The following is a 12,665-nucleotide window of genomic DNA, read 5'->3' as shown; positions in this document are numbered from 1 at the left end:
CTCTGCGCCGCTTACCGCGCGTCTCTTCTGACAAGACAACGCGACAATAAAAAAGCGGCACCTTCAATTCAAGGTGCCGCTTTTGCGTTTACCCGCTTGCGCTAACCGGCATCGCCGGCAATGGCTCGATCAACGCGCTTTGTGTTTTCCCGCTTCCGCCGGCCGGCGCGATTCCAGCCACATGACGTTGATGATGCCGAACGCCAACGCCACGCCAATGCCGAGAATCCAACTGAAGTACCACATCGCAAACTCCTGTTAATCGTATTGCCGGTCAATACATCGAATGATGATTTTCTTCGAGCGCCGCCGCGGTTACCTTGCCTCGCATCACGCGATAGACCCAGCTCGTGTAGATCAGGATGAGCGGCAGGAAAACCACCACCGCCACCAGCATGATCTGCAGCGTCATGCGGCTCGAGGTCGAATCCCACACGGTGAGGCTGCTGCGGCCGTCGAGCGACGAGGGCATGATGAACGGGAACATCGAGAAGCCCGCCGTCAGAATCACGCCGATGATCGTCGACGAGGTCGCCAGGAACGCGCTCTTTTCGAAGCGCGAGCGCGCGAGCAACGCGGCGAGCACGCCGCCGCCGAGACCCGCTATCGGCGCGGCCGTCATCCACGGATAGGTTGCGTAATTGGTGAGCCACAGACCCGGCGCGCCGATCACGCTCTTCATCAGCGGATTGGCGACCGCATCGAGCGGCGCGGCGTCGACGATCTGATAGCCGCCGATCACCACCGCGATCAGCGCGCCCGCGATCAGGAACAGCACCACGCCGGCCAGCGACGCGATGCGCAGTGCGAGCGAAGCGCGTTCGGCGACGATGCCGTCCGATTTCATCTTCACGAAGGCTGCGCCGTGCGCGGCCAGCATCGACACGCTCACGAGCCCGCACAACACCGCGAACGGGTTGAGCAAGGCGAAGAAGCCGCCGTGATAGGTGACGCGCAGGTCGGTGTCGAACGAAAACGGCACGCCTTGCAGCAGGTTGCCGAACGCGACGCCGAACACCAGCGCCGGCACGAAGCCGCCGACGAACAGCGCCCAGTCCCACGCGTTGCGCCAGCGCGGGTCCTCGCGTTTGCTGCGGTAGTCGAAGCCGACCGGCCGGAAGAACAGCGCGAACAGCACCAGCAGCATCGCGAAGTAGAAGCCGGAGAACGACGCCGCGTACACCAGCGGCCACGCGGCGAACATCGCGCCGCCTGCCGTGATGAGCCATACCTGATTGCCTTCCCACGTCGCGCCGACCGTGTTCACGACGATGCGCCGCTCGGCATCGGTCTTGCCGATGAACGGCAGCAGAATCGCGGCGCCCATGTCGAAGCCGTCGGTGAGCGCGAAGCCGATCAGCAGGACGCCGATCAGCACCCACCAGATCAGTTTGAGGGTTGCGTAATCCATGATGAGGTTTCCCTTGAAGCAGAGTGGCGGCGAATCATGCGGCCGTGTTGGTCGGCAGCGGCTGATTCACCGGCTGATGCCGCGGCTGTTGCAGTTCGTGGTGATAGCGCCCGGTGTGCAGCGACGACGGTCCGAGCCGCGCGTACTTGAACATCAGCATGATTTCGATGATGAACAGCACGGTGTAGAACACCACGAAGCCGGCGATGCTCAGATACAGGTCGCCCGGCGTCAGGCTCGAGGCGGACAGGTGGGTCGGCAGAATGCCGGCGATGGTCCACGGTTGACGGCCCACTTCGGCGACGATCCAGCCGAATTCAGCCGCGAGCCACGGCAGCGGAATCGCCCAGACGGCCCAGCGCAGGAACCAGCGGCGCTTTTGCAGCAGCAGCGAGCGCTGCGCGCAGAACCAGAACGCCAGCACGAAAGTGGCGAGGAACAGGATGCCGAGGCCGACCATCAAGCGGAACGAGAAGAACACGGGCGCGACGGGCGGGATCGTCTTTTTTGCGGCCTGGGCGATCTGCTCCGGCGTGGCGTCGGTCACGTTCGCGGTGAACTGCTTGAGCATCAGACCGTAGCCGAGGTCTTTCTTGTGCGCGTCGAACTCGGCCTTGGCTTCGTCGGTGGCGTCGCCCAGCTTGAGCTTCTGCAGCGCGGCGTAGGCGAGCATGCCGTTCTTGATGCGCACTTCGTTCTGCGCCATCAGGTCTTTCAGACCGACCACCGGTTCGTCGATGGAGCGCGTGGCGATGAGGCCGAGCGCGTACGGAATCCGGATGGCGTAGTCGGTGCGCTCTTCCTTCTGGTTCGGAAGACCGATGAGCGTGAACGGCGCCGGCGCGGGCGCGGTTTCCCATTCGGACTCGATCGCGGCCAGCTTCACCTGCTGGACTTCGCCGGTACGGTAGCCGGATTCGTCGCCGAGCACGATCACGCACAACGTCGACGCAAGGCCGAAACCGGCGGCGATGGCGAACGAACGCAGCGCGAATTCGGTGTCGCGGCGCTTGAGCAGATACCACGACGACACGCCCAGCACGAACATCGACGCCGTCACGTAACCGGCCGAGACCGTGTGCACGAACTTCACTTGCGCGACCGGATTGAACAGCACGGAGAAGATGCTGTCGAGTTCCATGCGCATGGTCTGGTAATTGAAGGTGGCGCCGACCGGATTGTTCATCCAGCCGTTGGCCACCAGAATCCAGAGGGCCGACAGGTTCGAGCCGAGCGCGACGAGGAACGTGACGGTGACGTGCTGCACTTTCGAAAGCCGCGTCCAGCCGAAGAAAAACAGGCCGACGAAGGTCGACTCCAGGAAGAACGCCATCAGACCTTCAACCGCCAGCGGCACGCCGAAGATGTCGCCGACATAGTGCGAGTAGTACGACCAATTGGTGCCGAACTGGAATTCCAGCGTGAGACCGGTCGTGACGCCCATCGCGAAGTTGATGCCGAACAGCTTGCCCCAGAACTGGGTCATGTCCTTGTAGATCTGCTTGCCGGTCATCACATAGACCGATTCCATGATGACGAGCAGCCACGACAGGCCCAGCGTGAGCGGCACGAACAGAAAGTGATAAAGCGCCGTGATGGCGAACTGGAGGCGCGACAGTTCTACGACTTCGCTAACGGGCATGTTGATCACCTTGGGACGGATGCGGGGCAGGCGTTGACAGCAGCGCCTGCGAAACCTGCTCAGGCGGCAGCCACATGTGCTCCGCCTGGGGATGATTGAAGAACGTGTACTTGAGCACCATCAACAGCGTGAATTTGATGGCGAGGACGATGGCGATATCCCGCGCCAGCGTCGGACCGCGCACCCACCCGGCGAGCCGTTGACGCAGGCTCGGGCGAGGGCGGTTATTGCGATTGAGGGCTAGGGTCATGGGCGGTCGATGGCGACTTCACGCCGGTTGGTCCGGCTGGATCCAGATCGCGCGAGCGATCCGGCGAGTGCATCCCGATTTTAGGAGCGGGACCTTGCGCGCGTGGGTTCCGCGCTGCGGCATCGGGTCGCTGGCGCCACACGGTTGATGCAGTATTGCCAGGGGGGTTGAGGTAGGTCAAGGAACGCCGGCCGGCCGTGGCCCTGAGTCAATGCGCGCACGGCGAAGGAGGCGGGGCTTCGACGCTTCGACGCCTGGACGGAAAAAAGCCCCGCCGTCTTGCGAGGGCGGGGCTTTGCGGCCGGCTGGTCAGCGTGCGTCGCGCGAACCGGTTTGCTGAGTTTTTCAGACCTTACGCATACTCGGTCAGTGCGCCGCGCATCTTCTTCATTGCGCTTGCTTCGATCTGGCGAATCCGTTCGGCCGATACGCCGAATTCGTCGGCCAGTTCGTGCAGCGTCGAGCCGCCCGAGCCGTCGTCCTCCACCTTCAGCCAGCGTGCCTCGATGATGCGGCGGCTGCGGGCGTCCAGTGCATCCAGCGCGCTCGCGATACCGTCGGTTTGCAGCTTGTCGCGCTGACGCGAAGCCAGCACGGCGGTCGGCTCGTTATGCGAGTCGGCGAGGTAGGCGATCGGCGCGTACGACTCTTCGCCGTCTTCGACCTGGCCTTCCAGCGCGATGTCGCCGCCCGAGAGGCGTGTTTCCATCTCGGCCACTTCCTCGCGCTTCACGTTCAGCTCCTTGGCGAGACCTTCGATCTCGTCGGGCGTGAACGCGCCCAAGCCCTGCTTGTGGCTGCGCAGATTGAAGAACAGCTTGCGCTGCGCCTTGGTGGTGGCGACCTTCACCATGCGCCAGTTGCGCAGGATGTATTCGTGGATTTCGGCCTTGATCCAGTGCATCGCGTATGACACGAGGCGCACGTTCTGCTCGGGATCGAAGCGCTTCACGGCCTTCATCAGGCCGATGTTGCCTTCCTGGATCAGGTCGGCATGCGGCAGGCCATAACCGAGATAGTTGCGCGCGATCGACACGACCAGCCGCAGATGCGACAGGACGAGACGACGGGCGGACTCGAGATTGCCCTGCTCGCGAAATTCGGTGGCGAACTGGCGTTCTTCCGCGGGCGTCAGCATCGGAATGCGATTGACGGCCTGGATGTAAGCGTCGATGTTGCCCAGTTGACCGGGCAGCAGCGAGGAATGCGAGAGCGCCAGTGCACCTGCCGAAGCGGCCTTAGCCGACGACGGGCTCAGAGTACTCGGAAGGGTCATTGCATGGCTCACGTAAAAAACTCCTTTGGAATCAGGTAACAGCGTATTCAGGTGACGACTCCAGCGTTGGATGTTAGCACTCTGATTTCCTGAGTGCTAATACTTAGAAGCGGTAGGGGCATCCAAGTTCCGTCATTTTCTATTGAAGTTCACTTCCTGATAGCCATCATACGCCGCTTCCGTTTGCCCTGTGTGGGCCGTAGAACTTACCGGGCTATGCTATTCCGCGGTCATAAATGAACGATATTTGCCGTTTTAGAAGTGACTAATTGCGAAAAATAAGATTTCTTCATACGATCCGCCTGATCGTGATTGAATTTAGAATAGGCAAATCTGTTACAGATTGTTCAACGTTCGGCGAGCTCGGGTGTTAGATGAACAACAAAAAGAAGGCTTGGCGTGTTCTGGCGCTGAAAAGCGCGTCGGCAGCGGCGCTGTTGGGTGTATCCGGACTGGCCGCGGCCGATCAGTTCGGTTTGCAGGTCGCCGGCGGCGTGGGCGATCACCATGTGAAAAAGCTCGACCTCGGCGTGGTCTGGGATCCAAACCTCACCTGGTGGCAAATCGGTGACTGGCATTTCACGCTGATCGGCGAGGCGCACATGGCCTGGTGGCATACCAACGAAGGCAACGTGCACGACAACATCGGCGAGATCGGCGTGACGCCGATGATTCGCTTCATCAAGGCATCCGGGTCGATCCGTCCTTTCATCGAAGTGGGCGCCGGCGTGCGGCTCCTGTCGAGTCCGCGAATTTCCTCCGACTTCACGCTCGGCTCGGCGTTCCAGTTCGCCGACGTCGCGGGCGTGGGCGTGCAGTTCGGCCATCGTCAGCAGTATCAGGCGGGCTACCGCTTCCAGCATATTTCCAACGGCGGTATCAAAGAGCCGAATCCTGGTATAAATTTCAGCCAGCTATATTTGCAATATAACTTCTGACGACCGTGGCCATGTTCGGCTCACCGGTGCGAGGGCTGAGCAATGGCGGCAAAGATAATCGAAGCGATTCGCGGGCTCGAGCGAGAGCGCTTTCGTGCGATGGTCGACGGCGACGGGCAATCGCTCGACACACTGCTCGCGGACAACGTGAGCTATGTCCATACCAACGGCAAACGCGAGACGAAGCGGCAGTTCATCGACGGGATTACCGGCGGCCGCCGCCGTTATCGGCAGATCGAGGTGCAGTCGCAAGACGTGTTGCCGGTGGGACGCGAGACCTGCGTCGTCACGGGGCGCGCGCTGATCGAGATGGAGGCGAATAACGGCGCGCTGCTGTTCCCCATCGCATACACCGCGATTCATACGCACGAAGCCGGGCAATGGCGGCTGATTGCGTGGCAAGCCACCCGTTGCGCGATCGAGTGAGCCTGCCGGTTGGCGCTTGAGCGGCGTCGAGCCGTCATGCGCCGGTCGTCCACGCCGCGGTCAGATTGCCCTATCACTCGCATGGCGATGCGGCGACAGCCCGATGCTGTCGCGTCAGGCGAGATTGCGGTCCATCCCTTGCAGCAAGCGCAATCACCACGCTCGCGCAGCGTCCTTCACACCTGCGTCTTCGCGACGTCCACGATCAGTTCGACCTGTCGTTCGATCGCGCTCGGCACGGGCGCCTCGCCGCGCAGCACGGCGCCGATCCATGCCGCCGTGGTGGGTGCGTCGCGCGCTTCGGGCAACGCCACTTCCGGCGCGTCCGGCGACGAGCGCTCATGCGGCACGCGCGTTTCGCAGATACCGTCGTGCAGCCAGTCGACCTGCACCTGGCGCCGCGTGTCGGCTACCGCTTCGCCCTCGGTGCCGCGCGCCAGCAAGGCGCCGCCGGCCGCCGCGTCCGCATGCGTGTTGAACAACTGCGTGAGACTGTCCCGATACGGCGGATGCGTGTAGTTCACGAGCCGCAGGCCGGCCGGCGCGAACGGCTGGAGAATCTTCACGAGCGTATGCGTCGAATTACGCACGCCCATGCGCCGGCGCAGCGCGAGCAGGCGCGCGAGTTTCGGCGCGAGCACGTCGATCGGCGCGAACGCGAGACGGCGCTCGGCGAGACCGTCTTCGATCTCGGCGTGCGAGCGCGCGTGCGGAATCTGCAAATGCGTGAAGATTTCAGCGCTCGTCACGCGCCCCGGGTCTTCGGTCACGCCGTGCACCAGCACCGGCACGCCTTCACGCGCGAGCAGCAGGGCGAGCAGCGGCACGAGGTTCGGCTGTTTGCGCGCGCCGTTGTACGTGGGGATCGAGACGGGCCGGAAGGCGCCGTGCGGCACATGAACCGGTTCGAACGACGCATGGGCGCCGGCCAGCATCGCGGCGAGTTCGTCGGCGGTTTCACCCTTCACGCGATAGGCGAGCAGCACCGCGCCGAGTTCGAGCTCGGCGACGCGGCCGTCGAGCATGGCGGTATAGAGCGCGCGCGTGTCTTCGGCGGTGAGCGCGCGGGCGCCGTTCGGGCCGCGGCCGATTTCCTTGATGAAGCGGGCGCAAGGGAAGGGATTGGCAGTGTCGGCGGAATCAGTCATCGGGACAGTGGAACGGTGTGGCGGTGCCGCCCTGAAGCGGTGGCCACGGTATTCAAGGGACGCTATTGGGTGTGAGTATCGCATCTATGGCAAACCGGCGAGACGATTCGCCTGGCGCGCCCTGTCCATCCGCCGCGCGCCGCACTTTGCCGCGCGTTACACTCGATGTTTTTCTCGCCGCGCTGGCGGCACAATCGAAGAAACGGAGAACGGGATGAGTTACGTATTCGCACCCGCACCGGTGGTCGCGGTGCCAGTTGTCGGGTCCGGCGAGCAGTTCGCGGTGCGTCGCATCTACTGCGTGGGCCGCAACTACGAGGCGCATGCGCGCGAGATGGGACACGATCCCGACCGCGAGCCGCCGTTCTTCTTCGCCAAGCCCGCCGACGCCGTGCTGTACGTCGCGCCCGGCGCCACCGGCGAATTTCCTTACCCGTCGCAATCGAAAAACGTCCACTTCGAGATGGAACTGGTCGCGGCGATCGGCAAGGGCGGCAAGAACATTCCGGCTGAAAGCGCGCTCGATCACGTCTACGGTTACGCGCTCGGTCTCGACATGACGCGCCGCGATCTGCAGGCGGAAGCGAAGAAGCTCGGCCGTCCGTGGGATACCGCGAAGGGCTTCGATCATTCGGCGCCGCTCGGGCCGATTCATCCGGCGGCGACGGTGGGCCATCTCGGCAAGGGCGCGATCTGGTTGTCGGTGAACGGCGAGGAAAAACAGCGCTCGGATGTGTCGCAACTGATCTGGTCGGTGGGCGAGACGATCGCTTATCTGTCGACGCTGTTCGAGTTGCAACCCGGCGATCTGATTTTCACGGGCACGCCGGAAGGCGTCGGCGCGGTGGTGCCGGGCGATCTGATGAAGGGCGGCGTGGACGGGCTCGGAGAGTTCAGCGTGCGCGTGGTCTGACAGCCGGTTGGAGGAGGAGACAACAACATGAAGCTCTACAGCTATTTCCGCAGCTCGGCGTCGTATCGCGTGCGCATCGCGCTGAACGTGAAGAACCTGCCGTACGACTACGTGCCGGTGCACCTCGTGCGCGACGGCGGCGAACAGTTGAAACCCGACTACCGCAAGTTGAATGTCGACGGCATCGTGCCCACGTTCGTCGACGGCAACGAGGTGATGCCGCAGTCGCTCGCGATCATCGAGTATCTGGAGGAAACGCATCCCGAGCCGCCGCTGCTGCCCAGGACGCCGGCCGATCGCGCGTATGTGCGTTCGGTGGCGTTGCAGGTTGCGTGCGAGATTCATCCGCTGAACAATCTGCGGGTGCTGAAGTATCTGAAGCACACGTTGTGTGTCGACGACGACGCGAAGGACGCGTGGTACCGGCATTGGGTGGAAGCGGGCTTTGCGACGCTGGAAACGCATCTGGCCGGCAGTTCACGCACCGGCAAACTGTGTTTCGGCGATACGCCCACGCTCGCCGACGCCTGTCTGATTCCCCAGGTATTCAACGCGCAGCGCTTCAAGGTCGACACGGGCAAGTTTCCGACGATCCAGCGCATCTACGATCACGCGATGCAACTCGACGCGTTTGCTCGCGCGGCGCCAGGCGCCCAGCCCGACGCGGAGTGATCGGATTCGCGGCTGAATGAGGAAGGGCGCTCGTCAGTTGACGGAGCGCCCTTTCTGCTTGTTCAGCCGCGAATGCCGGGTGGCCGTATTCAACCGCCCAGCAACGCGTCCGAAAACTCTTCCGCGCTGAACGGCTGCAGATCCTCCACCTTCTCGCCGACGCCGATGAAGTACACCGGAATCGGACGCTGCCGCGCGATCGCCGCGAGAATGCCGCCCTTCGCGGTGCCGTCGAGCTTGGTGACGATCAGGCCCGTGAGGCCGAGCGCGTCGTCGAAGGCTTTGACTTGCGCGAGCGCGTTCTGGCCGGTGTTCGCGTCGATCACCAGCAGCACCTCGTGCGGCGCGCCGTCTTGCGCCTTGCCGATCACGCGCTTCACCTTGCGCAGTTCTTCCATCAGATGCAACTGGGTCGGCAGACGGCCGGCCGTGTCCGCCATCATCACGTCGATCTTGCGCGCGCGCGCTGCGCCGACCGCGTCGAAGATCACCGCCGCCGGGTCGCCGCTTTCCTGCGACATCACCGTGACGTTGTTGCGCTGGCCCCAGATGGCCAACTGCTCGCGCGCCGCGGCGCGGAACGTGTCGCCCGCGGCCAGCAGCACCGATTGGTCGAAGCTCTGCAGATGCTTCGCGAGCTTGCCGATGCTGGTGGTCTTGCCCGCGCCGTTGACGCCGGCGATCATCATGACGAGCGGCTGCGCTCGGCCTAGCATCAACGATTTTTCCAGCGGCTTGAGCAGGTCGACGAGCAGCGTGCGCAGCGCCGTTTTCACCTGCTGAGGATCGGAGAGACGTTCGGTGCGGACTTTCTCCCGCAGCGCCTCGAGCAGAAATTCGGTGGCCTCGACGCCCGCGTCCGACATCAGCAGCGCGGTTTCGAGCTCCTCGTACAGATCCTCGTCGATCCTGGTGCCGACGAAGATGCCGGTCAGGTTCGAACTGGTCTTCGACAAGCCGGTCTTCAGGCGGTTGAGCCACGAGCGCCTCGCGCCCGCATCCTGCACCGGCGGCGGGACGATCTCAACGGTTTCCAGTTCGGGCTCTTCCGGCTCGGGTTCCGGTTCGTTTATGGACGAAGCGCCCGGTGACTGAATATCGACGCTGACCGGCGCTGCCGGACGCGGCGTAGCGGAGGCCACCGGGGGCTCCTCGGCGTGTTCGGGCGCCAAGGCCTCCGGCGCCGTTTGCGATTCTGCCGGCGTGTTATCGGACTCTTTCGAACCCTTGAATCGTTTGAAAAAGCTGAACATGATCTGGCGTGGTGAGAGCGCGCGCCGATGCGCGCAGCCGGCAATGACCGGCAAGCGGCAGGCAGCGTTGCGATGCGGGATGCAAGGCGCTGGAAGCCGCACATTTTATCAGGCGCGCCGCCCGCCGTCGTATCGGCCGAACGGCCAGGGTGGACGCCGATAGCCCCTGTGGTAACGTTGCCGCTCCAGCCCGTGCGCATCGACGTCGCGGGCGCTTTCATGACGTCATCGAAACCTGCATGCCTCGTTCCGCACCTTCACGCGCCCACGGCGCTTCATCCAAAGGCGGCAAGCCGCACGCCATTCGCATCATCGGCGGCGACTGGAAACGCACGCCGCTACCCGTGCTCGACCTCGACGGGCTGCGCCCCACGCCCGACCGCGTGCGCGAGACGCTGTTCAACTGGCTCGGCCAGCGGCTGGACGGTCAACGTTGCCTCGATCTGTTCGCCGGCAGCGGCGCGCTGGGCTTCGAGGCGGCTTCGCGCGGCGCGGCGCGCGTGCTGATGGTGGAACGTAACGCGCGAGCCGCCGGTCAGTTGCGCGCCAACCAGGAACGGCTCGCGGCGCGCACAATCGAAATCGCCGAGGCGGACGGCTTGCGCCTTGCCGCGAGTCTCGCGCCCGGATCGTTCGACGTGGTGTTTCTCGATCCGCCATTCGGCGACGATCTGCTCGACAAGGCGCTCGCGCTGGCCGTACCGCTGGTGAGCGCCGAAGGCTTTCTGTATGTGGAAGCCGGTGCCGCCCTCGAACTGGCTGGAAACGAGACGCTCGCAGGTTGGGACGTCATTCGGCACGGCAAGGCGGGTGCTGTCCACTTTCATTTGCTGCAGCGCGAAAATAAGGAATAATGCGCGTTCGATAACAAGCGCCGGGCGGTTTATCGCCACGCGCGCGGCCGGTGCCAAATGCGTCGCGTGGACGCTTTGACGTGCCCATTTGTCTGAAGAGAGGAGAAGTCTCATGGTAGTCGCCGTGTACCCGGGCACGTTTGACCCGCTGACGCGCGGTCACGAAGACCTCGTTCGGCGCGCGTCGAGCATTTTCGACACGCTGGTGGTGGGCGTTGCAGACAGCCGCAACAAGAAGCCTTTTTTCACGCTCGAGGAGCGCCTCGACATCGCGCACGAAGTGCTCGGGCACTACCCGAACGTCCAGGTAATGAGCTTTAAGGGCTTGCTGAAAGACTTCGTTCGCAGCAACAACGCACGTGTGATCGTGCGGGGCCTGCGCGCCGTGTCGGACTTCGAATACGAGTTCCAGATGGCCGGCATGAATCGCTATCTGCTGCCCGACGTCGAAACCATGTTCATGACGCCGTCGGATCAGTATCAGTTCATCTCCGGCACCATCGTGCGTGAAATCGCGCAATTGGGCGGCGACGTCAGCAAGTTTGTGTTTCCCTCGGTCGAAAAATGGCTGACGGAGAAGGTTGCCGCGCTGGACCCGGACGGCGGCACTTCGGCGGCGCAACCGTAACCGGCGTAAACTGTCGGCTTGACGGATTAAGCCGGTTTCAGCCGGCGTGAAGTGAGAGAAGCATGGCCTTGATGATTACCGACGAGTGCATCAATTGCGACGTGTGCGAGCCCGAGTGCCCGAACGACGCAATTTCGATGGGCCCGGAAATCTACGTGATCGACCCAAAAAAATGCACTGAATGCGTCGGCCATTTCGACGAGCCGCAATGCATTCAGGTGTGCCCGGTCGAGTGCATTCCGCGCGATCCCGAACATCTGGAAACGCCGGAAGGGTTGATGGCGAAGTACCACGCGCTGCAGGCCGACAAGGCCGCGTGAGAGTTGAATGAACGGCGAGGTGCCAGCCTCGCCGTTTTCCCTTTTGCGGCAACGTTTTCCGCTGCGCGCGCCGCCGGTTTATCCCACGTAGGCGTTGAAGATATCGCGCAACGCGTCCAGCAGAATGTCGCATTCGGCATCGGTGCCGACCGAGATTCGCAGACGCTGGGCGATTCGTGGCGCATTGAAGTGGCGCACGAAAATCTCCCTTTCCCTGAGCCGCAAAAGAAGCGTTGCCGCGTCGTAGCCTTCATGGCGCGCGAACAGCAGATTCGCCGCCGACGGCACGACTTCGAAGCCCAGCGCCGTCAGGCCAGCGGCCAGGCGCTCGCGGCTCGCGATCACTTTCGCGCAATTGTCTCGGGACCACGCATCGTCCTCATAAGCGGCGATGGCCGCGACCTGCGCCAGCCGGTCGAGCGGGTAGGAGTTGAAACTGTCCTTCACGCGGTTCAGCGCGTCGATCAATTCCGGATTGCCGAACGCGAAGCCGACCCGCATGCCGGCCAGCGAGCGCGACTTCGACACTGTCTGAATGACCAGCAGATTCGGGTAGCGGTCGATCAGTTTGATGGCCGACTCAGCGCCAAAATCCACATATGCCTCGTCGATCACGACGACAGAATCGGTGTTTTTCGCTACCACACGCTCGATGTCGGCGAGCGGCAGCGGGCGTCCGGTCGGCGCGTTGGGATTGGGGAATAACACGCCGCCGTTGGGCGCTGCGTAATCGTCCACGTTGATCGCGAAGCTGTCGTCGAGAGCGACCGTCCGGTAATCGATTTCGAAGAGCCGCGCGTAGGTCGGATAGAAGCGTGGAGTAAGAGACCGGACGTAGTCGAGCTATTTCCCGGCCTCTCCTCCCCGAACCGGACTTGCACCTCTCAGCGCATCCGGCTCTCCATTCAAGCGTTGCTCATAGCAAAGGCGACAT

At 63.2% G+C, this 12,665-nt stretch carries 14 protein-coding genes and 1 pseudogene; 7 read left to right on the top strand and 8 right to left on the bottom strand.

Annotated features, from left to right (window positions below; all coding sequences use genetic code 11):
• Positions 1–129: 129 nt before the first annotated feature.
• The 5 genes from cydX to rpoH all read right to left on the bottom strand — a co-directional run bounded on the left by cydX (position 130) and on the right by rpoH (position 4,591).
• On the bottom strand, positions 130–246 hold the full coding sequence (cydX, locus tag ACTJLC_RS14275) for a cytochrome bd-I oxidase subunit CydX (protein ID WP_440844284.1): 117 nt from the start codon (positions 244–246) through the stop codon (positions 130–132).
• A gap of 28 nt (positions 247–274) precedes the next feature.
• Positions 275–1,411: a cytochrome d ubiquinol oxidase subunit II gene (gene cydB / locus ACTJLC_RS14270; RefSeq protein WP_440844282.1), complete on the bottom strand. Its 1,137-nt coding sequence runs from the start codon at positions 1,409–1,411 to the stop codon at positions 275–277.
• Between the two features lie 34 nt (positions 1,412–1,445).
• Entirely contained in the window at positions 1,446–3,053 is a 1,608-nt protein-coding gene (locus ACTJLC_RS14265; protein ID WP_073429393.1) for a cytochrome ubiquinol oxidase subunit I, read from the bottom strand.
• Positions 3,043–3,303 (bottom strand): cytochrome oxidase putative small subunit CydP, encoded by a 261-nt coding sequence (cydP, locus tag ACTJLC_RS14260; RefSeq protein ID WP_073429394.1) that lies wholly within the window; start codon positions 3,301–3,303, stop codon positions 3,043–3,045. Before cydP ends, ACTJLC_RS14265 begins: the two co-directional genes overlap by 11 nt.
• A 352-nt stretch (positions 3,304–3,655) precedes the next feature.
• Positions 3,656–4,591: an RNA polymerase sigma factor RpoH gene (gene rpoH / locus ACTJLC_RS14255; RefSeq protein WP_073429395.1), complete on the bottom strand. Its 936-nt coding sequence runs from the start codon at positions 4,589–4,591 to the stop codon at positions 3,656–3,658.
• A gap of 362 nt (positions 4,592–4,953) precedes the next feature.
• Between rpoH and ACTJLC_RS14250 the strand changes: the two genes are divergently transcribed.
• Both ACTJLC_RS14250 and ACTJLC_RS14245 read left to right on the top strand, forming a co-directional pair.
• Positions 4,954–5,517, top strand: coding sequence for an acyloxyacyl hydrolase (locus ACTJLC_RS14250; RefSeq protein WP_440844279.1), 564 nt, complete (start codon positions 4,954–4,956; stop codon positions 5,515–5,517).
• 42 nt (positions 5,518–5,559) lie between these two features.
• Positions 5,560–5,943: a nuclear transport factor 2 family protein gene (locus ACTJLC_RS14245; protein WP_073429397.1), complete on the top strand. Its 384-nt coding sequence runs from the start codon at positions 5,560–5,562 to the stop codon at positions 5,941–5,943.
• A gap of 176 nt (positions 5,944–6,119) precedes the next feature.
• Here ACTJLC_RS14245 and ybiB read toward each other — a convergent pair whose 3' ends face one another.
• Positions 6,120–7,091, bottom strand: a complete 972-nt coding sequence (gene ybiB / locus ACTJLC_RS14240; RefSeq protein ID WP_083084724.1) for a DNA-binding protein YbiB — start codon at positions 7,089–7,091, stop codon at positions 6,120–6,122.
• Positions 7,092–7,305: 214 nt separating this feature from the next.
• On the opposite strand from ybiB, the gene ACTJLC_RS14235 reads away from it, so the two are divergent.
• Both ACTJLC_RS14235 and maiA read left to right on the top strand, forming a co-directional pair.
• Positions 7,306–8,004, top strand: coding sequence for a fumarylacetoacetate hydrolase family protein (locus ACTJLC_RS14235; RefSeq protein ID WP_083084723.1), 699 nt, complete (start codon positions 7,306–7,308; stop codon positions 8,002–8,004).
• A 27-nt stretch (positions 8,005–8,031) separates the two neighbouring features.
• Entirely contained in the window at positions 8,032–8,676 is a 645-nt protein-coding gene (gene maiA / locus ACTJLC_RS14230; protein ID WP_073429400.1) for a maleylacetoacetate isomerase, read from the top strand.
• A gap of 89 nt (positions 8,677–8,765) precedes the next feature.
• On the opposite strand, the gene ftsY is transcribed toward maiA, so the two are convergent.
• Entirely contained in the window at positions 8,766–9,929 is a 1,164-nt protein-coding gene (gene ftsY / locus ACTJLC_RS14225) for a signal recognition particle-docking protein FtsY (RefSeq protein WP_440844275.1), read from the bottom strand.
• 239 nt (positions 9,930–10,168) lie between these two features.
• Here ftsY and rsmD point away from each other — a divergent pair, with 239 nt between their 5' ends.
• The 3 genes from rsmD (at position 10,169) to ACTJLC_RS14210 (ending at position 11,731) form a co-directional block, all read left to right on the top strand.
• Positions 10,169–10,783 (top strand): 16S rRNA (guanine(966)-N(2))-methyltransferase RsmD, encoded by a 615-nt coding sequence (gene rsmD / locus ACTJLC_RS14220; protein WP_083084721.1) that lies wholly within the window; start codon positions 10,169–10,171, stop codon positions 10,781–10,783.
• A gap of 112 nt (positions 10,784–10,895) precedes the next feature.
• Complete coding sequence (gene coaD / locus ACTJLC_RS14215; RefSeq protein WP_073429401.1) at positions 10,896–11,411, top strand: pantetheine-phosphate adenylyltransferase; 516 nt, start codon at positions 10,896–10,898, stop codon at positions 11,409–11,411.
• Between the two features lie 62 nt (positions 11,412–11,473).
• On the top strand, positions 11,474–11,731 hold the full coding sequence (locus tag ACTJLC_RS14210) for a YfhL family 4Fe-4S dicluster ferredoxin (RefSeq protein ID WP_073429402.1): 258 nt from the start codon (positions 11,474–11,476) through the stop codon (positions 11,729–11,731).
• 78 nt (positions 11,732–11,809) lie between these two features.
• Here the strand turns inward: ACTJLC_RS14210 and ACTJLC_RS14205 are convergent.
• A pseudogene (locus ACTJLC_RS14205) lies at positions 11,810–12,556 on the bottom strand (pyridoxal phosphate-dependent aminotransferase); the annotation flags it as partial.
• Positions 12,557–12,665 lie beyond the last annotated feature (109 nt).

Origin of the sequence: Paraburkholderia sp. 22099 (genome assembly GCF_052045835.1) — a bacterium.
In the GTDB taxonomy this organism is placed as follows: domain Bacteria; phylum Pseudomonadota; class Gammaproteobacteria; order Burkholderiales; family Burkholderiaceae; genus Paraburkholderia; species Paraburkholderia terricola.
The sequence above is the reverse complement of the archived record's forward strand: the minus strand, read 5'-3'. Positions and strand labels throughout refer to the sequence as shown.